Source organism: Methylobacterium sp. WL7 (genome assembly GCF_008040085.1).
GTDB classification, from domain to species: domain Bacteria; phylum Pseudomonadota; class Alphaproteobacteria; order Rhizobiales; family Beijerinckiaceae; genus Methylobacterium; species Methylobacterium mesophilicum.
The window spans coordinates 44,579-65,447 of record NZ_VRVG01000015.1; the positions used below are offsets into that span (position 1 = coordinate 44,579).

19 protein-coding genes are annotated in these 20,869 nt (G+C 70.1%); 4 read left to right on the plus strand and 15 right to left on the minus strand.

Annotated features, from left to right (window positions below; all coding sequences use genetic code 11):
• Positions 1-50: 50 nt before the first annotated feature.
• The 7 genes from rlmN to recQ all read right to left on the minus strand — a co-directional run bounded on the left by rlmN (position 51) and on the right by recQ (position 8,581).
• On the minus strand, positions 51-1,325 hold the full coding sequence (gene rlmN, locus FV233_RS06670; RefSeq protein ID WP_147896997.1) for a 23S rRNA (adenine(2503)-C(2))-methyltransferase RlmN: 1,275 nt from the start codon (positions 1,323-1,325) through the stop codon (positions 51-53).
• A 166-nt stretch (positions 1,326-1,491) separates the two neighbouring features.
• On the minus strand, positions 1,492-1,830 hold the full coding sequence (grxD, locus tag FV233_RS06675) for a Grx4 family monothiol glutaredoxin (protein WP_147896998.1): 339 nt from the start codon (positions 1,828-1,830) through the stop codon (positions 1,492-1,494).
• 8 nt (positions 1,831-1,838) lie between these two features.
• Positions 1,839-2,720 (minus strand): DUF29 family protein, encoded by an 882-nt coding sequence (locus FV233_RS06680; RefSeq protein ID WP_147896999.1) that lies wholly within the window; start codon positions 2,718-2,720, stop codon positions 1,839-1,841.
• A gap of 22 nt (positions 2,721-2,742) precedes the next feature.
• Positions 2,743-2,979, minus strand: a complete 237-nt coding sequence (locus FV233_RS06685; RefSeq protein WP_007568343.1) for a BolA family transcriptional regulator — start codon at positions 2,977-2,979, stop codon at positions 2,743-2,745.
• A gap of 30 nt (positions 2,980-3,009) precedes the next feature.
• Positions 3,010-5,235 carry a phosphoribosylformylglycinamidine synthase subunit PurL gene (gene purL, locus FV233_RS06690; RefSeq protein ID WP_147855271.1) on the minus strand — a complete coding sequence of 742 codons (2,226 nt, stop codon included), beginning with the start codon at positions 5,233-5,235 and terminating at the stop codon, positions 3,010-3,012.
• 138 nt (positions 5,236-5,373) lie between these two features.
• On the minus strand, positions 5,374-6,528 hold the full coding sequence (locus FV233_RS06695) for a hydrolase (protein WP_147897005.1): 1,155 nt from the start codon (positions 6,526-6,528) through the stop codon (positions 5,374-5,376).
• Positions 6,529-6,739: 211 nt separating this feature from the next.
• On the minus strand, positions 6,740-8,581 hold the full coding sequence (gene recQ, locus FV233_RS06700) for a DNA helicase RecQ (protein WP_147856464.1): 1,842 nt from the start codon (positions 8,579-8,581) through the stop codon (positions 6,740-6,742).
• 87 nt (positions 8,582-8,668) lie between these two features.
• On the opposite strand from recQ, the gene FV233_RS06705 reads away from it, so the two are divergent.
• The gene (locus FV233_RS06705) at positions 8,669-8,905 is read left to right on the plus strand and encodes a type II toxin-antitoxin system VapB family antitoxin (RefSeq protein ID WP_147856465.1); all 237 of its coding nucleotides are present in this window, start codon (positions 8,669-8,671) and stop codon (positions 8,903-8,905) included.
• Positions 8,905-9,306, plus strand: coding sequence for a type II toxin-antitoxin system VapC family toxin (locus FV233_RS06710; protein ID WP_147856466.1), 402 nt, complete (start codon positions 8,905-8,907; stop codon positions 9,304-9,306). The genes FV233_RS06705 and FV233_RS06710 overlap by 1 nt, the downstream gene beginning before the upstream one ends.
• 3 nt (positions 9,307-9,309) lie before the next feature.
• Here the strand turns inward: FV233_RS06710 and denD are convergent, their stop codons facing one another.
• From denD to FV233_RS06735, 5 genes are all read right to left on the minus strand, one after another.
• Positions 9,310-10,287, minus strand: coding sequence for a D-erythronate dehydrogenase (gene denD / locus FV233_RS06715; RefSeq protein ID WP_147856467.1), 978 nt, complete (start codon positions 10,285-10,287; stop codon positions 9,310-9,312).
• 31 nt (positions 10,288-10,318) lie between these two features.
• Positions 10,319-11,605 (minus strand): 3-oxo-tetronate kinase, encoded by a 1,287-nt coding sequence (gene otnK / locus FV233_RS06720; protein ID WP_147897000.1) that lies wholly within the window; start codon positions 11,603-11,605, stop codon positions 10,319-10,321.
• A complete protein-coding gene (gene otnI, locus FV233_RS06725) occupies positions 11,602-12,384 on the minus strand; it encodes a 2-oxo-tetronate isomerase (protein WP_147857472.1) in 783 nt (260 codons plus the stop codon). Before otnI ends, otnK begins: the two co-directional genes overlap by 4 nt.
• A 14-nt stretch (positions 12,385-12,398) precedes the next feature.
• Positions 12,399-13,313: an L-threonate dehydrogenase gene (gene ltnD, locus FV233_RS06730; RefSeq protein ID WP_147897001.1), complete on the minus strand. Its 915-nt coding sequence runs from the start codon at positions 13,311-13,313 to the stop codon at positions 12,399-12,401.
• A gap of 188 nt (positions 13,314-13,501) precedes the next feature.
• Positions 13,502-14,821, minus strand: coding sequence for an MFS transporter (locus FV233_RS06735; RefSeq protein ID WP_147857315.1), 1,320 nt, complete (start codon positions 14,819-14,821; stop codon positions 13,502-13,504).
• Between the two features lie 343 nt (positions 14,822-15,164).
• Between FV233_RS06735 and FV233_RS06745 the strand changes: the two genes are divergently transcribed.
• Entirely contained in the window at positions 15,165-16,172 is a 1,008-nt protein-coding gene (locus tag FV233_RS06745) for a LacI family DNA-binding transcriptional regulator (RefSeq protein ID WP_147897002.1), read from the plus strand.
• Positions 16,169-16,849 carry an aldolase gene (locus FV233_RS06750; protein WP_147857452.1) on the plus strand — a complete coding sequence of 227 codons (681 nt, stop codon included), beginning with the start codon at positions 16,169-16,171 and terminating at the stop codon, positions 16,847-16,849. The genes FV233_RS06745 and FV233_RS06750 overlap by 4 nt, the downstream gene beginning before the upstream one ends.
• Before the next feature lie 302 nt (positions 16,850-17,151).
• Here the strand turns inward: FV233_RS06750 and glyS are convergent, their stop codons facing one another.
• The 3 genes from glyS to FV233_RS06770 form a co-directional block, all read right to left on the minus strand.
• Entirely contained in the window at positions 17,152-19,341 is a 2,190-nt protein-coding gene (gene glyS, locus FV233_RS06760) for a glycine--tRNA ligase subunit beta (RefSeq protein WP_147897003.1), read from the minus strand.
• Positions 19,342-19,399: 58 nt separating this feature from the next.
• Entirely contained in the window at positions 19,400-19,843 is a 444-nt protein-coding gene (locus FV233_RS06765; RefSeq protein WP_147855522.1) for a hypothetical protein, read from the minus strand.
• 68 nt (positions 19,844-19,911) lie between these two features.
• On the minus strand, positions 19,912-20,823 hold the full coding sequence (locus FV233_RS06770; protein WP_147855523.1) for a glycine--tRNA ligase subunit alpha: 912 nt from the start codon (positions 20,821-20,823) through the stop codon (positions 19,912-19,914).
• Positions 20,824-20,869 lie beyond the last annotated feature (46 nt).

The window sequence follows — 20,869 nt, forward strand, 5'->3', positions numbered from 1 at the left end:
TTTGCCCTGCACCCACGAAAGGTCTCGGACCTTTCGAAACCGGACCTGCGTCAGTCGTCCAGCCCAGCGTAGAACCCCTCGGCGCCGATACCTTCCTCTTGCATCAGCCGGGCCCGGGCGCGCAGCTTCTCGGTCTCGCTCTTGAGCTGGCCGCAGGCGGCCAGGATGTCCCGGCCCCGGGGGGTGCGCACCGGCGAGGCGTAGCCGGCGTTGAACACGATCTCGGAGAAGCGCTCGATCCGGTCCCAATCCGAGCATTCGTAAAGACTGCCGGGCCAGGGATTGAACGGGATCAGGTTGATCTTGGCCGGGATGCCCTTGAGCAGGCGGACCAGCTCGCGCGCATCGGCGTCGGAATCGTTGACGCCCTTCAGCATCACGTACTCGAAGGTGATGCGGCGGGCGTTGCTCACGCCCGGATAGGTCCGGCAGGCTTCGAGCAGCTGCGCGATCGGGTATTTGCGGTTGAGCGGCACCAGCTCGTTGCGGAGATCGTCGCGCACCGCGTGGAGCGAGATCGCCAGCATGGAGTTGGCCGCCTCACCGAGCCGGGGGATCTGCGGCACGACCCCGGAGGTCGAGACCGTGATGCGCCGCCGGGACAGGGCGAGCCCCTCCTGGTCGGACATCACCCCCACGGCGTCGATCACCGCGTCGAGATTGTACAGGGGCTCGCCCATGCCCATGAACACGATGTTGGTCACCAGGCGTCCGACGTCGCCGGCCCCGGAGGCGTCGCGGCTCGGCATCTGGCCGGGCCAGTCGCCGAGCTCGTCCCGGGCGGTCACCAACTGCTGCACGATCTCGGCGGCCGAGAGGTTGCGCACGAGGCGCTGCGTGCCGGTGTGGCAGAACGAGCAGGTGAGGGTGCAGCCGACCTGCGAGGAGACGCAGAGCGTGCCCCGGTCCGGACCCGGGATGTACACGCACTCGATCTCGGCGCCGCGATTGTGCTCCTGCGGGTTGGTCGGCGCCATGCGCAGCAGCCACTTGCGGGTGCCGTCGCGGGAGACCTGGCGGCTCGCAACCTCGGGACGCTCCAGGGTGAAGTGCTGCGCCAGCTCGGCCTTCAGGGCCTTGCCGACATTGGTCATCTCGGCGAAGTCGTTCGCCCCGCGGAAGTTGACCCAGTGCCAGAGCTGGCCGGCCCGCATCCGGCTCTCGCGCTCGGGCACGCCCATCGCCACGAGTTGCGCCTTGAGCGCGTCGCGGGTCAGCCCGACCAGCGAGGGGCGCCGGCCGGGGAGCGGCATGGGCTGGAAATCGGGCGCCTTCTCGATCGCGGGTTCGGCCGCGCGGGCGCTGTCGAGCGACGGCGTCGCCATGATGATCGGTCTATCCATAGCTGTGGAACGGTTCTGATATAGGCGATCGCGCCGGCGAACGCGAATGCGTCCCGCCCACGGGTGACCCGACCGGGCGCTATGGCAGTCGGCCACGAAAAAGGGCGCCCGCAGGCGCCCTGATCCATCCGGCCGGGTCCCAAAGAAATCAGGCGGCGACGGACTTCACCGGGATGCCCTTCTCGGCCAGGAAGGTCTGCAACTCGCCCGACTGGAACATCTCGCGGGTGATGTCGCAGCCGCCGACGAACTCGCCCTTCACGTAGATCTGCGGGATGGTCGGCCAGTTCGAGAAGGCCTTGATGCCCTCGCGGATGCCCTGGTCGGCCAGCACGTTCACGCCCTTGAACGGCACTTCGAGGTAATTGAGGATCTGCACCACCTGGCCCGAGAAGCCGCATTGCGGCATCTGCGGGGTGCCCTTCATGAACACCACCACGTCCTGGGAGGCGATCTCGTTCTGGATGGTTGCGTTGGCGTCGGTCATCGGGAATCTCACGGCTGTTGACTTGCGTTCATATTGCCGGTCGCGGCCAGCTTCTCAAGGAGGGCGGTGACCGGCAACGTGCCGCCGGTCAAATCCTCGTAGGTAAACGGGCATTTCTGCGGCAGGTCGCGAGGGACGCGGACCGCATATTCGGCAAGGCCGGCAGCGGCATCCGCAACGCCACGACGCCAGGCAGCGTCCAAGTCGATCAGTCGACGCATGGAGGGCTTCGCCTCATGCGCGATCCGAAGCAGAAACGCGTCGATTTCGATCCGCCACCGATTGCGGCTGGGCGCGTCCGGGTCTGACAGGAGTTTGACGAGATGTTCGAAAACCAGCTCCATCTTGCGGACCACGCCGCTGGTCTGCGAGCGGCCCACGTACAGAAGCTCCCCAACGATGTTTTGCCAATCAATCTGTTGAGATAAGGGGTCGGACCGCTCGGCCAGCCGCGTGAGCAAGGCGACCTGTTGATGGCACCACGCGACGGTGTCCTGATCGATCAGTTCGGGCTGATCGCGCCGTCGTTCAGCGTTTGCGTGAATGTCGCGCGCGCACCGCAGCACATCGGGGGCAGCGGCACGCTCAGCCAGTAACCGGTCGAGCCAGGCTTCGACACCGCCTTCCGCATCCCAGGCATAAGCCCCTAATGCGGCCGGGATCGCGTCCCGCTCGATGGACCCATCCGAACCCGTGATTCGCGGTACGGCCTCGAACAGGCGCTCATGGATGCCTGTCGAGAAATCTTCGGGCGCGACGAGATCGCGAAGGTCATCATGGAGGGATGGGTCGCCCAGCACGGCGCCAAGCAGTTGACGTTCCCAAGCGAGGGCTTCGCCCCAGGCCGCCGGCTGTACGCGTTCGACGAAGACGGAGGGTTTTAGACTCATCCCGAGGCCTAAACGTCTCCCGTCAATCTTGAGGGACGCCGGTGGTCAGCGCAAGGGCGTGGAGCACGCCGCCCATCCGGCCCTGCAGGGCGCCGTAGACCATCTGGTGCTGGGCCACCCGGGTCTTGCCCTTAAAGGCCGCGGACAGGACGGTGGCGGCGTAATGGTCGCCGTCGCCGGCAAGGTCGCGGATCTCGACCTGCGCGTCGGGCAGGGCCTCGCGGATCATGCGCTCGATCTCGCCCGCATCCATCGGCATCGGGAAACTCCTGGGGCGTCGTTGAGGGGGTCAGGCGGCCGGCGCGGCCGGCTGGCTCGCCATGTAGGTGGGCAGCCAGCCTTCATGGGCCGCGATCAGCTCGGACAGGGATATGGTCTCGCCGCCCGGCAGGGTCAAACGGTCGGATCCGGTCACCCCGACGACGGCCGCGTCGATGCCCTGGGCCGAGGCGCTGTAGAGCAGGTCGGTGGCCGCCTCCGGATCGACCGCCAGCAGGTAGCGGGCCTGGTCCTCGCCGAACAGGTAGGCGTGGGCCGGCAGATCCACCGGCACCTCCGGCAGGGCCGCGCCGATGCCGCCGGCCATGGCCATCTCGGCGAGCGCCACGGCGAGCCCGCCGTCGGACAGGTCGTGGACGGTGTCGACCGTGCCGGACACGATCAGCCCGCGCACGAAGTCGCCGTTGCGGCGCTCGAGCGCGAGGTCGACCGGGGGCGGCGCACCCTCTTCCCGGCCCTCGATCACCGCGAGATAGGACGACTGGCCGAGCCAGCCCTCGCCGGCACCGACCAGCACCAGCACGTCGCCCTCGCGCTTGAGCGCGATGGTGGCGTGGCGCTCCACGTCGTCGAGCACGCCGACGCCGCCGATGGTGGGGGTCGGCAGGATGCCGACGCCGTTGGTCTCGTTGTAGAGGGAGACGTTGCCGGACACGACGGGGAAGTCGAGCGCCCGGCAGGCCTCGCCGATGCCCTGGAGGCAGCCGACCAGTTGGCCCATCACCTCGGGCTTCTCGGGATTGCCGAAGTTCAGGTTGTCGGTGATGGCGAGCGGCTTGGCCCCCACCGCGGTGATGTTGCGCCAGGCCTCGGCCACCGCCTGCCGGCCGCCCTCGACCGGGTCGGCCTCGCAGTAGCGCGGGGTGACGTCGCAGGTCAGCGCCAGGCCCTTCGGGCCGTCCTCGACCCGCACGATCGCGGCGTCGCCGCCGGGCTTCTGCACGGTGTTGCCGAGGATGAAGTGGTCGTACTGCTCGTAGACCCAGCGCTTCGAGGCAAGGTCGGGCGAGCCGACGAGGCGCTTGAGCGCCTCGGTGAGCGAGGCCGGCGCCGGCACCGTGGATGCGGCGATCACCGGCTGATGGGTGTTGGCGAGATGCGGCCGGTCGTAGAGCGGCGCCTCGTCGCCCAGCTCCTTGATCGGCAGGTCGGCGACGGTCTCGCCGTGCCACTTGACCACGAAGCGCAGCGTGTCGGTGGTCCGGCCGATCACCGCGAAGTCGAGGCCCCACTTGACGAAGATGCCTTCCGCCTCGGCCTCCATGCCGGGCTTGAGCACCATGAGCATGCGCTCCTGGCTCTCGGACAGCATCATCTCGTAGGGGGTCATGCCGGCCTCGCGGGCCGGCACCTTCTCGATGTCGAGCTCGACGCCGAGGTCGCCCTTGGCGCCCATTTCCACCGCCGAGCAGGTCAGCCCCGCCGCGCCCATGTCCTGGATGGCGATCACCGCGCCCGAGGCCATCAGCTCCAGGCAGGCCTCCAGCAGCAGCTTCTCCGCGAAGGGGTCGCCGACCTGCACGGTCGGGCGCTTCGATTCCGTGGCCTCGTCGAACTCCGCGGACGCCATGGTGGCGCCGTGGATGCCGTCGCGGCCGGTCTTGGAGCCGAGATAGACGATCGGGTTCCCGACCCCGGTGGCGGCGGCGTAGAAGATCGCGTCGGTGCGGGCGAGCCCCACCGCCATGGCGTTGACCAGGATGTTGCCGTCGTAGCGCCGGTGGAAGCCGGTCAGCCCGCCCACCGTCGGCACCCCGAAGGAATTGCCGTAGCCGCCCACGCCCGCCACCACGCCGGAGACGAGGGCGCGGGTGCGCGGATGGTCGGGGGAGCCGAAGCGCAGGGCATTGAGCGCCGCGATCGGCCGCGCGCCCATGGTGAACACATCCCGCAGGATGCCGCCGACGCCGGTCGCCGCGCCCTGGTAGGGCTCGATGTAGCTCGGGTGGTTGTGGCTCTCCATCTTGAAGACGCAGGCCAGCCCGTCGCCGATGTCGATGACGCCGGCATTCTCGCCCGGGCCCTGGATCACGTGCGGACCCGAGGTCGGCAAGCCACGCAGGTGCTTGCGCGAGGACTTGTACGAGCAGTGCTCGTTCCACATCGCCGAGACGATGCCGAGCTCGGTCAGCGTCGGGTCGCGCCCGATCAGGCCGCGGAAGCGCTCGTACTCCTCCGGCGTGAGGCCGTGCTGGGCCACGAGCTCGGGGGTGATCGGAACGTCGTTGCGGAACATGCGAAGGTCTCGGCAGAGAGCGGCCCGTCCCGAAGGACGCGTACCGCGGCGAACCCGAACCGGGCTGAGATCTCAAGCTGACCCGGCTCTAGAGCGGAAGCGCCCGCGCTGGCAACATCCGTGGGCGCGGGGCGGGGGTCAGATCCCGGCTTCGCCGACGCGCTCCGGGGGCGGCCCATCCTCCTGGCAGCGGGATACGAGCCTGTGCACCGGCTCCGGCCCGGTGACTACGTCGAGATAGTCGAAGCCGCTGTCGCGCTGGCTCGCCATGAGCAGCTGGAAGTGCATCTGGAACAGGTTCCACTGCCGCCGGCCGACATCGGCGCTGGTGATCAGCTCGTGGATCGCCACCCAGAGGACGGCGGGCCGGCCGGGATCGGGCGGGGTCAGGCCGCAGGCGGCGATCGGGTTGTTCTTGTGGATCGACAGCCAGTCCCAGGTGGCGCGCACGTCGAGCCAGCGGATCTGCGCGGCCCGCCCGAACCGCAGGAGGCTGTCGCGGAAGCCCTGCGCGGCCGGGTCTAGGCCGAGCCAGGGAATGACGCTGCCGATGCTCACGAACGAGACCGGCGTGCCGCGCGCGCCGAATCCGGGATCGCGGGCGAGCACCCGGTCCAGCACCTCGATGCCGAGGAAGCTCGACGAGGAATGGCCGACCACCACCACCTCGTCGGCGTCGCCCTCGGCGGCGTGGATGCGCGCCGCGAAGGCATCGAGGCGGGGCCCCATCTCGGGTGCCTCGCCGGCCGCGTAGGCATGCGTGAAGGCGGTGTCGTCCACGAGGTGGGGCACGTAGAGCGGCTTGCCGCGGGTCGCCCGGATCAATCCGGCCAGGATCGCGTAGGCGAGGGGCGGCACCGCCAGCAGGCTCCAGGGCCGGGCCGCCGCCGGTGCCAGCCCGGCGAGCCCGGCGGCCGCGGCGACGCTGAGGAGCGCCAGCGCGATGTAGATGTAGTGGACGCAGAAGATCACCGTGGAGAAGCGCCAGCCCTCCCGGCGCAGGTTGGCCATGTAGCCCGACCGCCACAGGCGCCAGAGCAGCGCCGGCACGCCCCGGAGCCGCGTCCAGTCGGATTGCGGGAACCGGGCGCGGACGATGTCCTCCCAGCGCAGCAGGACGTAGCGGGTGGAAACGCCGCGCGATTCCGCCGCCCAGGCGAGCTCGATCCCGTCCGCCGAGCGGACCGGATCGCCGACCGTGATCGCGGCGCCCCGGCGGGCTGCGGTGAACCGCGCCTCGCGCCGGAACAGGCCCCAGTAGGTCTCCGGATCGCGCGGATCGAAGCCCGGCATGTAGAACACGATGCGGGAGGTCAGCGTCCGCGATGCGGTGCCGTCCGGCTTCCCGGAGCTGTGCTGGGCCGGTGCGTCGGCGTCGGGCGTAAGCGTCGAAATGATGGGTCCGATCGATTCGAGTTGGCCGCTTGCCTACAGGAAGCGGCCGGGCGCGCCGAGAGTGAAACTGCGTGGGGCTTGCGCCGGACCGGTCGCCGAGGCGGCAGGCTCACGCCGCCGGCGGCTGGGCCAGGAACTCGCCGATCGCCGCCACGAACTTCTCGCCATAGGCATCGCGCTTGCGCTCGCCGACGCCGTGGACCGCGCGCAGCGCCCACAGGTCGACGGGCTTCTGACGGGCCATCTCGATCAGGGTCCGGTCCGGGAAGACCATGAAGGCGGCGATACCCTCGGCCCGCGCCAGGGTGGCGCGCAGGCCCCGCAGGTGCTGGAACAGCGCCTCGTCTGTCTCGGAGAGGGCGATCTCGCCATCCTCGCGCGGCGCGGTGCGGCGGCGTTCGCGGGATTCGGACTTCGGTTCCGGATCGGGGCGCAGCTTGACCGGCTCCCGCCCGAACAGGATCGCCTCGCCCTTCTCGGTCATGGACAGGCCGCCAAAGCCGTCGGCATTCTCGGCGATCGCCCCGGCGGCGAAGAGCTGGCGCAGGATCGCTCGCCAGGCGGCCACAGGCTTGTCCGCCCCGACCCCGAAAGTCTTGAGGCTTGTGTGGCCGTTGCGGCGGACCTGCTCGCTCTCCTTGCCGTGGACCACGTCGCAGATATAGGCCGCGCCGAAGCGCTGGCCGGTGCGCACGATCGCCGACAGGATCTTCTGCGCCGCCACGGTCCCGTCCACCAGGGTGACGCCACCGCGGCAGAGGTCGCAGCGGCCGCAGGGCTCGCTCGCCTCGCCGAAATAGCCGAGCAGCGACTGGCGCCGGCAGGTGGCGCCCTCGCACAGGCTGATCATCGCCTCGAGCTTGCGCCGCTCGACCCGGCGGCGCTCGTCGGAGATCTCCTTCTCGTCGATCTGGCGGCGGCGCAACGCCATGTCGTCGAGGCCGTAGAGGGTCAGCGTGTCGGCCGGCAACCCGTCGCGGCCGGCGCGGCCGATCTCCTGATAGTAGCCCTCGACGTTGTTGGGCATGTCGGCGTGGCAGACGAAGCGCACGTCGGGCTTGTTGATGCCCATGCCGAAGGCGATCGTAGCGGTCATCACCACGCCGTCCTCCTGGAGGAACCGGTCCTGGTTGCGCATCCGCGTCCCCTGGTCGAGGCCGGCATGATAGGGCAGGGCGTCGAACCCGTCCTTCTTGAGGGTCTCGGCGAGCTGTTCGACGCGCTTGCGCGAGGAGCAGTAGATGATCCCGCTCTCCGCCCTTCGGTGCTTGAGGAAGCGCTCAATCTGACGGGCCGGGTTGTCCTTGGGCTGGAACGTCAGCCGAATGTTCGGCCGGTCGAAGGAGTGAACGAAGATTTTCGGGCCGCGCCCCTGCGGGAACAGCCGCTCGGCGATCTCGGCCCGGGTGGCGGCATCGGCGGTGGCGGTCAGCGCCAGGGTCTGGACGTTGCCCAGCGCCTGCCGGGCCCGGGCGATCTCCCGATATTCCGGGCGGAAATCGTGCCCCCATTGCGAGACGCAATGGGCCTCGTCCACCGCGAGCCGCCGGACCCCGACGCCGCGCAGGGCCTCGATGCAGCCCTCCATCAGCAGGCGTTCGGGGGATACGAACAGCAGGCGCAGCTCCCCGGAGCGCAGGCTGCGCCAGGTCTCGCGCGATTCGACCTCCGACACGGACGAATTGAGGGTGGCGGCCTCGACGCCGACGCTGCGCATCTGCTGCACCTGGTCGTGCATCAGGGCGATCAGGGGCGAGACCACCACGGTCAACCCGGCATCGATCAGCGCCGGCAGCTGGTAGGTCATCGACTTGCCCGAGCCCGTGGGCATCACGGCGAACACGTCGTCGCCGTCCAGCACCGCGCCGATCACCTCGTCCTGACCGGGCCGGAAATCCTCGTACCCGAAGGTCTTCTTCAGCGCGGCGCGGGCCTCGTCGAGGCGGGTCATCGGGATCCTTGGTTTCGGGACGTGTTGTGCGGCTTGCGGCACCCGTGGCGACACACTAGCCTTTCGGATCTCTACACGGGGACGGTCATGCCGCTCAACATCCGCAGCGAAGAGGTGAACCGGCTCGCCGAGACACTGGCCTCGCGGGCCGGCGTGAGCAAGACCGAGGCGGTGCGGATCGCGCTCACGAACGAGCTGGCGCGGCAGGAGCCGCGGGTGCCGCTCGCGGAGCGCCTGAAACCCTTGCTCGACAAGATGGATGCCGTACCGCGCACGGGCCTGGAGGCCGACAAGGCGTTCTACGACAGCCTGAACGACGAGTGATGTTCGTCGACGCCTCGGCTCTCGTGGCGATCCTGACGGCCGAGCCGGAGCGTTCCGTCCTGCTGGACTGCCTCGATGGCGCGATGACGCCGCTCACATCGGGCATCGCCGTCTTCGAGACGGTGGTCGCGGTGGCGCGCAAGAAGGCGATCTCCGTGGCAGACGCCGAGACGGAGGTCGACGCGTTCATCCGCATCGCTGGTCTGCGAATCGTGCCGATTTCGGCGGCGGAATCCGCCCTCGCCCTCACCGCCCATGCCCGTTTTGGTAAGGGCCGCCACCCCGCCCGCCTGAACCTCGGCGACTGCTTCGCCTATGCCTGCGCGCAGGTCCACGGCGTGCCCCTGCTCTATATCGGCAACGATTTCCCGCGGACCGACATCCGCTCCGCCTGCGGCTAAATCTCAGCCGCCGTGGAACTCCGCCGCGTGCTGCGCCACGATCGCGTCGAAGGAGGCGTCCGCCCGAAAGCCGAGCGCGAGGGCCGCCTCCGGCTCGAACGCCTCCGGCCAGGAGCCGACGATCCGCGCGATGGCGGCGTCCGGCTCGCGCCGGATCAGCGCCACGGCCTTGTCGCCGGCCACCCGCCGCAGGGCCTCGATCTCCTCGGCGACGGTGGCGGAGACACCCGGCATGGTCAGGCTGATCCGCGGGCCGATCGCCGCGAGGTCGAGCCCGGCCGCGTGGACCAGGAAGCCGACCGCCGCGGCGGGGCTGGCGAACCAGTGCCGCACCGTATCGGGGACCGGCAGCACCGCCTGCTGGCCGGCCAGCGGTTCGCGGATGATCCCGGAGAAGAAACCCGAGGCCGCCTTGTTGGGCTTGCCCGGGCGCACGCAGATGGTCGGCAGCCGCAGGCCGATCCCGTCCAGGAATCCGCGCCGGGCGTAGTCGGCGAGCATCAGCTCGCCCATGGCCTTCTGGACCCCGTACGAGGAGGCCGGACGCAGGATGTAATCATCCGGGATCACCTTCGGGAAGGGCGGCCCGAACACCGCCAGCGACGAGGTGAAGACCAGCTTCGGCCGGTAGCCGTCGGCGGCGTTGGCCCGTCGGATCGCGTCGAGCAGCAGCCGCGTGCCGTCGAGGTTGACCCGGTAGCCCAGTTCCAGGTTCGCCTCGGCCTCGCCCGAGACCACCGCGGCGAGGTGGAAGATCACCCCCGGGCGATCGGCGATGGCGGACTCGGCGGCGCCGGGGGCGGTGAGATCCGCGGCCTCGGCCTTCACCGGTCCGGAGAAGCCGGCGGGTGCCGTGGGCGGCACCACGTCGAGCAGGGTGAGGGCGGTGAGCGGCGCGCCGCCGACCGTGCCGTCCGCGACCAGGGCATCGACGAGGCGGCGGCCGATCATACCGGCGGCGCCGAGAATCAAGGCGTGCATGGGTAACCTCTTCGTCCGATGGTTTGCCGCGTCAGGCCATCATGTCCAGGGCGCGCCCGAAGAAGTCGGGACCGCCGAAATTGCCGGATTTCAACGCGAGCAGCATCGGCTCCGGCCGGCCGGCGGTGCGCAGGATCGGCACGCCCGCGGCGATCTCGGGACCGACCAGGAACGCCCGGAGCCCCAGCCGGTCGACCACGGCGCCCGAGGTCTCGCCCCCGGCCACCACGAGCCGGCGCACGCCGCGGGCGACCAGCCCCTCGGCGATGGCGGCCAGCGCCGCCTCGATGGCGTGGCCGGTCGCGTCGATCCCGTGCTCCGCCTGGAGGGCGCGCACCGCCTCGGGGGTCGCCGAGGAGGCGATCAGCACCGGGCCGGCGGCCAGACGTTCTTCAGCGAAGGCCAGGACCTCTCCGACCACGCGCGCCACCGCGTCGGCGCCGCCGAGCAGGGCCGCCGTGTCGAGGCGCAGCACCGGCATCAGCGCCTCCGCGGCGGCGATCTGCTGGAGGGTCGCCTGCGAGCAGCTGCCGGCGAGGCAGGCCGCGGCGCCGCCCACCGGTTCGCCGAGGGCGCCGCCGGCCGCATCCGGTGTGCCGCGCCCGTCGGCCACGAGGGCGCGGGCGAGCCCGAGCCCGAGCCCCGAGGCCCCCACCGAGAAGCGCTTCGTGAGGATCGCCCGACCGAGCACTTCAAGATCGCTGTCGAAGATCGCGTCCGCGATGGCCGCCCGCTTGCCCTCTGCCGCTAGGGCGTCGAGCCGGGCCGCCACGGCCTCGGCGCCGCGGGCAACCGTGGCGGTATCCACGAGGCCGACCGGGCCGGCGCTCTGGCGCGCCAGGACGCGCACCAGGTTGGCGTCGCGCATGGGGTTGAGCGGGTGGTCCTTCAGCGGACTCTCGTTCAGCGGCACCGCGCCGACGAACAGGTTGCCCTGGTAGACGCTGCGGCCCGTCTCCGGGAAGGCCGGAGTGACCAGCGCGATCGGTTCGCCGGCCGCTTCCCGCAGGGCGTCCATGACCGGGCCGATATTGCCGGCGTCGGTCGAATCGAAGGTCGAGCAGACCTTGAACATCACGTGGGCGGCGCCTCGGGCGCGCAGCCAGCCCTCCGCCTCGCGGGAGCGCGTCACGGCCTGCTCGGCCAGGATCGAGCGGCTCTTCAAAGCCACCACCACCGCGTCGGCCTCCGGCAGGGCGCGGTCATCCGCCGGCACGCCGATGGTCTGGATCGTGCGCAGGCCCGCCTTGGTCAGGGTGTTGGCGAGATCCGAGGCGCCCGTGTAATCGTCGGCGACGCATCCCAGCGCGAGGCTCATCGGGCACTCCCCTTGTAGGCGGCGAGCCAGCCGAGGCCGGCCACGGTGTCGGCGGCCGGGATGTACTCGCAGCCGACGAACCCGGCGTAGCCGAGCCGGTCCAGTTCGTCGAACAGGAACGCGTCGTTCATCTCGCCGGTGCCGGGCTCGTGCCGCTCGGGCACGCTCGCGGTCTGGACATGGCCGACGATCGGCATCAGCGCGCGCAGCCGCATGGTCACGTCGCCGTGCAGGATCTGGCAATGGTAGAGGTCGAACTGGAGCTTCAGGTTCGGCAGCGCCAGCTCGCGGATGAGATCGGCGGCCCGACCGAAATCGTTCAAAAAGTAGCCCGGCATGTTGCGGCCGTTGATCGGCTCGATCACGAGTTCGAGGCCGGCCGCGCCCAGGCGCTCCGCCGTCCAGGTCACCGCCTGGCGATAGGCGTCGGCGGCTTTGGCGTCATCGTGCGGGGCGAGGCCCGCCATCAGGTGCAGCCGGGCGACGCCGGTCGCCTCGGCGTAGCGGAGCGCGGTGTCGACGCCCGCCTTCAGTTCATCGAAGCGCTCAGGAAACGCCGCCAAGCCGCGCTCGCCGTTCGCGAAATCCCCCGGCGGCAGGTTGAACAAAGCCTGGGTCAGGCCGTTCGCCCGGAGCCGCTCGGCGATAGCCTCGGGCGGGTGCTCGTAGGGGAACAGGAACTCGACGGCGTCGAACCCGGCCCGGGCCGCCGCCTCGAAGCGGTCGAGGAACGGTACCTCGTTGAACATCAGGCTGAGGTTGGCGGCAAAGCGCGGCATTTTTTTCGGACTCCCTAGGCCTGACCGGGTAGCTTGGCGCCCGAGACCTGCGCGTAGAGCCGCGCCACGGAGGCGTCGTCGTCCCGGCCCATGCCGGCGCCCGACGCCATCAGGAACATCTGGAGCGCCGCCGCGGCTACCGGGACTGGGTACTTCTCCGCCCGGGCCATGTCCTGCACGATGCCGAGATCCTTGACGAAGATGTCGACCGCGCTCTTCGGCGCGTAGTCGGCGTCGAGGATATGGGGCACCCGGTTCTCGAACATCCAGGAATTGCCGGCCGACTTGGTGATCACCTCGTAGACGCGGGCCAAGTCGAGGCCCTGCTTGGCGGCGAAGCTCATCGCCTCGCAGGCGGCGGCGATGTGGACCCCGGCGAGCAGCTGGTTGATCATCTTGAAGGCCGCGCCCTGGCCGGCCGCGTCGCCGAGCTCGTAGAGCGTGCCGGCCATGGCATCGAGGGCGGGCCGGGCCTTGGCGAAGGCGGCCGGGGAGCCCGAGGCCAGGAAGGTCAGTCCACCATCGGCCGCGCGGGCGGCACCGCCGCTCATCGGGGCGTCGAGATAATGGCGGCCGGTGGCTTCCAGCCGCGCCGCCAGCGCCCGGGCGACGGCCGGATCCATGGTCGCCGACGAGACGAAGACGGCGCCCTCGGGCATCGCCGCGGCGGCGCCTTTTTCGCCGAACAGCACCGCCTCGGTCTGGGCGGCGTTGACCACCACGCTGACCACCACGTCGGCCCCGCCGGCGGCCTCGGCGGGATGGGCCGCCGCGGTCCCGCCCGCCGCCCGAAAGCGGGCGACGGCCTCCGGGTTCACATCGCAGGCGGCGACGGAGAAGCCGGCCCGCAGGAGCGAGCCCGCCATGCCGGAGCCCATGGAGCCGAGGCCGATCACCGCGGCGCGGCCTGTCTGCGGGGTGGTGGCCATCGGGTTGGCTCCTGAGTGAGATAACGGACTCGGTAGCAAGTGTTTGATCTACCGCGTTTTCCCCTCCCCCTTGCGGGGAGGGGTCAGGGGTGGGGGTGGCTCAGAAGGGACCGCAAAGCCTCATCCGGCACCACCCCACCTCCGGCTCCTCCCCGCAAGGGGGAGGAGAGGGCGTCGAGGAGCCAACCTCAGCGGTTGACCATCTTGGCCGGCGTGACGAACACGCAGACCGAGCCGACCACCAGCATCACGGCCAGCGCGTACATGCCGGCCGCGGTGCTGCCGGTGGCGTCGCGCAGCGCCCCGATCACGTAGGGGCTGACGAAGCCCGCGAGGTTCCCCACCGAGTTGATCAGCGCGATGCCGGCCGCCGCCCCCGCGCCGCTCAGGAAGGCGGTGGGCAGGGACCAGAACAGGGGCGAGCAGGTCAGCACGCCGGCCGCCGCCACCGAGAGCGCCGCCACGGCGATCGTGGTCGAGCCCGCACTCGCCGAGACGACGAAGCCGACGGCGCCGATGAGGGCCGGGACGATCAGGTGCCAGCGGCGCTCGCGCATCCGGTCGGCGGAGAGGCCCAGCAGGACCATGACAACGGCCGCGCACAGGAACGGGATCGCGCTGATCAGGCCGATATTGAGGTTGCCCTGCACCCCGGACGCCTTGACGATCGTCGGCAGCCAGAAGGTCAGGCCGTACTGGCCGGTGACGAAGGCGAAGTAGATCAGGCTCATGAACCACACGCGGCCGTTGCGGAACACGGTGGCGATCGAGTGCGGGCTGGATTCCTTGCCGTGGTTGTCGGCGGCGATGTCGCGCTCGAGGACCTGCTTCTCGGCGTCGGTCAGCCACTTGGCCTCGGACGGGCGGTTATCGAGGTAGAGGAACACCGCGACGCCGATCAGCACCGCCGGCACGGCCTCGACCAGGAACATCCATTGCCAGCCGGACAGGCCCTGGGCGCCGTTGAACGCGTCCATGATCCAGCCAGAGAGCGGATTGCCGAAGATGCCGGAGATCGGGATCGCGGCCATGAACACCGCGATGACCTTGGCCCGGCGATGGGCCGGGAACCACTGCGTCGTGTACAGGATCACGCCCGGGTAGAAGCCCGCCTCGGCCAGGCCGAGCAGGAAGCGCATCCCGTAGAAGGTCCATTCCGAGTTCACGAACATGAAGGCGCCGGAGATCACCCCCCAGGTGATCATGATCCGGGCGATCCAGACCCGGGCGCCAACCCGGTGCAGGATCACGTTCGACGGCACCTCGAACAGGAAGTAGCCCAGAAAGAAAATGCCGGCGCCGAGGCCGTAGACCGTCTCGGAGAACTTCAGCTCCTGGGACATCTGCAGCTTGGCGAAGCCGACATTCACCCGGTCGAGATACGCCACCACGTAGCAGAGCATCAGGAACGGCACGAGGCGCCAGAACACCTTCGCGTAGGTCCGGTCGACGAAGGACTTCTCCTCCGCGAGGGCAGCGCCCCGCAACGGGGCGGCTTGAACCGACATCGGCGTTCTCCCTGGTCCGGACCGCGTCGCAGGGCGGGCGGATAATGGTCTTCGCCGCTCGTTCCGGCGGCGCTGGCGGTGCCTGTAGCTGTTTTTGGCAGCGCTGCCAATCCGGTTGTGCGGAATAATGCAGGAGGGTATGTCGGGGCATCAGGTGCCGCCGAACGCGAGACCTGCCTCCGATCCAACCCCCTCATCCTGAGGTGCGGCGAAGCCGCCTCGAAGGAGCCCTCCAGGGACCACGCCGACCTCTGGAAGGCTCCTTCGAGGCCCGCTGGCGCGGGCACCTCAGGATGAGGGCGCGGGTGGGAGGTGCGGCGGAGTCGCAAAAAAAGGCCGGGAGATGGACGGATTCCAGCCGCCGGGGCGGCTCGTGACGCTCACCGACGTCGCCCGGGAGGCGGGGGTCGGCGAGAGCACGGTCTCGCGGGTCCTGCGCAACCACGGCTCCTCTTCGAAGCGCGCCCGGGAGCGGGTGGCCGAGGCCGTGGCCCGGCTCGGCTACGTGCCGAACCGGCTGGCCGGCAGCCTCGCGGGACCGGGGGCGAGCGCCCAGCTCGCCGGGGTGATCGTGCCGTCGCTGGCCAACGTCGTCTTCCCCGACCTGCTGCGCGGGCTGACCGGGGCGCTGGACGCCGCGGGCATCCGCTGCGTGATCGGGGTGAGCGACTACGACCCGGACCGGGAGGAGGCGCTGGCGGCCGCGCTCCTGTCCTGGCGCCCGGCCGCGCTGCTGCTCACCGGGCTGGAGCACAATCCCGGGACGGTGGCCCTGGCGAAGGCCGGGGGCGTGCGCGTGGTCGAGATGATCGACACGGACGGGGCGGGGATCGACGCCGTGGTCGGCTTCTCCAACCGGGCGGTGGGGGCGGCGAGCGCCCGGCACCTCGTGACCCGTGGGTATCGCCGCATCGCCTATCTCGGCCACGACCTGCAGGTGGATCTGCGGGCGGGCAAGCGGCTGGCCGGGTTCGAGGCCGCCCTGGGCGAAGCCGGCCTGGCGCTCCAGGCCCAGGAAATCCGGCCCGGACCGTCCTCGCCGGGCTCCGGCCGGGCCGGGCTGGAGGCGCTGCTGGCGCGCCAGCCGGACCTCGACGCGGTGTATTTCTCCAACGACGACATGGCGCTCGGCGGCTATTTCGCCTGCCTGTCGGCGGGCTTGAGCGTGCCGGGGCGGATCGCCCTGTTCGGCTTCAACGGGCTCGACTTCGCGGCGGCGATGCCCCAGCCCCTGTCGACGGTGCGCACCCCGCGCCTGGAGATCGGCCGGCAGGCCGCCGCGTGCCTGATCGGTGAAGGTCCAAAAAGAATCGATCTCGGATTCGAGCTGATCGAGGGAGCGACCGCATGAGCGACGAGAGCCGGCTGCGCGAAGACATCTGCCGCTACGGCCGCTCGCTGTTCGAGCGCGGCCTGACCCCGGGCTCGTCGGGCAACATCTCGCTGCGCCTGCCCGACGGCGGCTGGCTGGTGACGCCGACCAACGCGTCGCTGGGCTTCCTCGACCCGGCCCGGATCTCGCGGCTGGACGCGGACGGCCGGCTGGTCTCGGGCGACAAGCCGACGAAGGAAATCCCGCTGCACACGGCACTCTACGAGAGCCGGGGCGGGGCCAAGGCGATCGTGCACCTGCACTCGACCCACGCGGTGGCTGTCTCGATGCTGCCGGAGATCGACCCGCGCCAGGTGCTGCCGCCGCTGACGCCCTATTACCTGATGCGCACCGGCGGCACCGCGCTGGTGCCGTATTACCGCCCGGGCGACCCGGCCGTGGCGGACGCGATCCGGGGGCTCGCCGGCCGGTACAGTTCGGTGCTGCTCGCCAATCACGGCCCGGTGGTGGCCGGCGACAGCCTGGAGGCCGCAGTCTTCGCCACCGAGGAGCTGGAGGAGACCGCCAAGCTTTACTTGCTGCTTCGCAACCTCAACCCGCGGCAGCTGAGCCCCGGGCAGGTGGCGGATCTCGTCAGCCATTTCGGGCTGACCCTGCCGGAAGTGGAGGATCATGCCGGGCACGATCACGGGTGAGGCCACTTCCGGTTGAAGGGTTCGACCTCACAATCATCACGCGCTTAGCGCAGTGACCCAGGGCAGCGCGCCATCGCCGAGCGTGGCGCCACGCTGGGTTGCTTCGCTGCGCTCGCAATGACGGGGAAAACGCTTGGCGATCGCGTGAAAACCGCGCGGCCTCCAACCAATCCCCCTCATCCTGAGGTGCTGCGCAGCTGCCTCGAAGGAGCCCTCCAGCCGGCCGCGCGATCCCTGGAGCCCTCCTTCGAGGCTCGCTGCGCTCGCGCCTCAGAATGAGGGGGCGGGAGGGACTGCAGCCGCTATCCCTCGATCTTCGAGAAGTCCGCCACGGCGCGGGTCGCGGCGCGGAGCGCGTTGAGCAGCAGCAGGCGGTTCTCGCGGAGCTTCGGGTCGGGCGCGTTGACGGTCACGTCCTGGAAGAAGGCGTCGACCGGCGCGCGCAGGGCCGAGAGCGCCCGCATCGCCCCGGCAAAGTCCTCGCTCGCGATGGCTTGCGATGCCGTCGCGGCGGCGCCCGCCAGGGCCTCGGCGAGCGCCCGCTCGGCCGGCTCGCCGGACGCCGCAAGCGCGGAATCGGGCGCGGCATCGTAGGCGCGGCCGTCCTTCTTCTCCTCGATCCGCAGGATGTTCGAGGCGCGCTTGACCCCGGCGAGCAGGTTTTTTCCATCGTCCGTGTCGAGGAATTTTTGGAGCGCCTCAACCCGGCGCACCACCATCAGCAGGTCGTCCTGGCCGGGCAGCGCGAAGACCGCGTCGATCAGGTCGTGCCGGGCGCCCTGGTCGCGTAGGTAGACTTTGAGGCGGTCTGCGAAGAAGACGAGAAGATCTTTCGCGTTACGCTCGCAGACGCTCTTCTTTACCGTTCGCGTCGTACGTCCTGACGTCGGATCCCGGACTTCATCATAGGCCTCCGGCGTATCAGTCAGGGCCTGGACATGAGCCGTCTGCTCGGCGGCCTGAGCCCGTAGATCGAGGCGCATCTCGTTGGCGAGCAGCAACCGAATCACCCCCAGCGCCGCTCGCCGCAGCGCATACGGGTCCTTGCTCCCGGTCGGCTTCTCGTCGATCGCCCAGAAGCCCACTAGCGTGTCGAGCTTGTCGGCCAGCGCCACCGCGATCGAGACCGGGTCGCTCGGCACCCGGTCGGAGGGGCCGACCGGCTTGTAATGTTCCTCGATGGCCGCGCAGACGCTTCCGTGCTCGCCCTGGAGCGCCGCGTATTTGCGCCCCATCAGCCCCTGCAACTCCGGGAACTCGCCGACCATCTCGGTGACGAGATCGGCCTTGGCGAGGCGCGCCGCGCGTTCGGCCAGGGCCGGATCGGCCCCGACCAGGGGCGCCAGCTCCTGCGCCAGGGCGGCGATGCGGGCGATCCGCTCACCCTGGGTGCCGAGTTTTTCGTGGAAGACGATGCTGTCGAGCTTGGGCAGACGGTTTTCCAGGCGGATCGCCTTGTCGGTCTCCCAGAAGAACTTCGCGTCCGACAGGCGCGCCCGCACCACCCGCTCGTTGCCGGCGGTGATCGCCTGGCCGCCGTCAGACGCCACAAGATTCGAGACCAGGATGAAGGCGGGGGCCAGATCCTCCGAGCCGCCCGCCGCGTGCCCCTTGCGCAGGACGAAGCACTTCTGGTTCGCCCGGATGGTCGCCCGGATCGCCTCGGCCGGGATGTCGAGGAAGGCCGCGTCGAAGGAGCCCATGAGCACCACCGGCCATTCCACCAAGCCGGCCACCTCCTCCAGCAGGCCCTCGTCCTCCACGAGGTCGAGGCCGCGCGCGAAGGCGAGGTCGCGGGCGTCGTGCAGGATCACGTCCTTGCGCCGGTCGGCGTCGAGGATGACCTTCGCGCGCTCCAGGGCCTGGATGTAGTCGTCGAACCGGCGGACCTCGATCGGGCCCGGCGCCAGGAAGCGGTGGCCGTAGGTGACGGTCCCGGCCGCGATGCCGCCGACCGCGAATGGCACCACCTCGGGGGTCTCGGTCTCCGGCCCGAAGGTCGCGACGATCGTTTGCAGCGGCCGCACCCAGCGCAGGGCGCCGGGCTGGGCCGAGGCCGCGCCCCAGCGCATCGCCTTCGGCCAGGGAAAACCTTTGATGATTTCGGGCAGGAGTTCGGCCAGCACATCCAGGGTTTCGCGGCCGGGCCGCTCGATCACCGCAAGATAGAACTCGCCCTTCTTCGGATCAGTGATTCTTTGGGCCTCATCCAGGCTCGCCAAGCCGGCGCCCTTCAAGAACCCCTGGATGGCGGCCTCGGGGGCACCGACCCGCGGGCCGCGGCGCTCCTCGCGCACGGCCTCGCCGCGAGCCGGCAGGCCGGCGATGTGCAGGGCGAGGCGGCGCGGCGTCGAGAAGGCCTTAGCGCCCTCGTACAGGAAGCCGCGCTCGACCAGCGCGTCGGTGACGAGTTTCTTCAGATCCTCCGCCGCGCGCCGCTGCATGCGGGCGGGGATCTCTTCCGAGCGGAGTTCGAGCAGGAGGTCGGGCATGGCGCGGCCATATCGCCGCGCCGCTGGCCTGTCGAGGGTCGAACGCCCGGGGCCGGCCTTATTGCGCCTCGCCCTTCAGGATGGTGGTGAGCTGCCATTTGCGATCGCCGATCGCGTGGGCGTCCGACACCCGCCAGGCTCCGTCCTCGCGCACGAGGTCGAAGACGATGGATTTCGAGCCGTCCCCGCCCTTGCGCTCCACCGTGACCTTCGCCTGGTCCTTACCCTCCGTGGCCTCCTTGAAGGTCAGGGCCTTCACGGTGTCGGGCTTCAGGGGCTCGCCGTTGAGGCGGTAATCGAAGTCGAGGCTGCCGGTGGCGCCGTTGGCCTGCTTGGCGTCGGCGTCGAACAGGCCCTGGAGGCGCTTGGTGTAGACGGCCGAGTGATTCGGGCGCGGTTCGGCATAAAGCTTCTTGACCACCGCCTCCGGGCCGGGGTCGGCCGCGTGCGCCGGGGCGAGACCGAACGCGAGGACGCCGAGGGCGAGGAGGGTCTTTTTCATCATGGGATTCCCGCGTCTGCGGACGCGCCGAAGCGCGCCGATTGGCGGGGGTTGCAACGCGCGAGGGCTCAAGGGGCTCCACCGGCCGCCGTCTTGAGCCACGCCGCGCCGCAGGCCTTGGCGAGTTCCCGCACCCGCAGGATGTAGCTCTGGCGCTCCGTGACCGAGATTACCCCGCGGGCGTCGAGCAGGTTGAAGACGTGGCTTGCCTTGATGCACTGGTCGTAGGCCGGCTGCGCCATGCGGTGGCGCTCGGTCTCGGCGGCGGGCGCGCCGGCGTCGAGATAGGACCGGCAGGCGGCCTCCGCGTCGGTGAACTGGCGGAACAGCATCGCCGTGTCGGCCGCCTCGAAGTTGTGCCGGGAATATTCCTGCTCGGCCTGCAGGAACACGTCGCCGTAGGTGATCCGGTCCGCGCCCTCGGCGCCGTTGAAGTCGAGGTCGTAGACGTTCTCGACACCCTGGACGTACATGGCGAGCCGCTCGAGCCCGTAGGTCAGCTCGCCGGCCACGGGGGCGCATTCGAAGCCGGCCACCTGTTGGAAGTAGGTGAACTGGCTGACCTCCATCCCGTCGCACCAGCATTCCCAGCCAAGGCCCCAGGCGCCGAGCGTCGGGCTCTCCCAGTCGTCCTCGACGAAGCGGATGTCGTGGAGCTTCAGGTCGACCCCGATCGCGTCCAGGGAGGCGAGGTAGAGTTCCTGCAGGTTCGGCGGGTTCGGCTTCAGGATCACCTGGAACTGGTAATAGTGCTGGAGCCGGTTGGGGTTCTCGCCGTAGCGGCCGTCCTTGGGCCGGCGCGACGGCTGGACATAGGCCGCCTTCCAGGGCTTCGGCCCGAGGGCGCGCAGCGTGGTCGCCGGATGGAACGTGCCGGCGCCGACCTCCATGTCGTAGGGCTGGAGGATCACGCAGCCCTGCGCCGCCCAGAACTCCTGCAGCGTCAGGATCAGCCCCTGGAACGATTTCTTGTGGGACATGGGCAGGGACGGCTCGGCGATGCGGGTCTGGGGGTCGGTTTAGGTG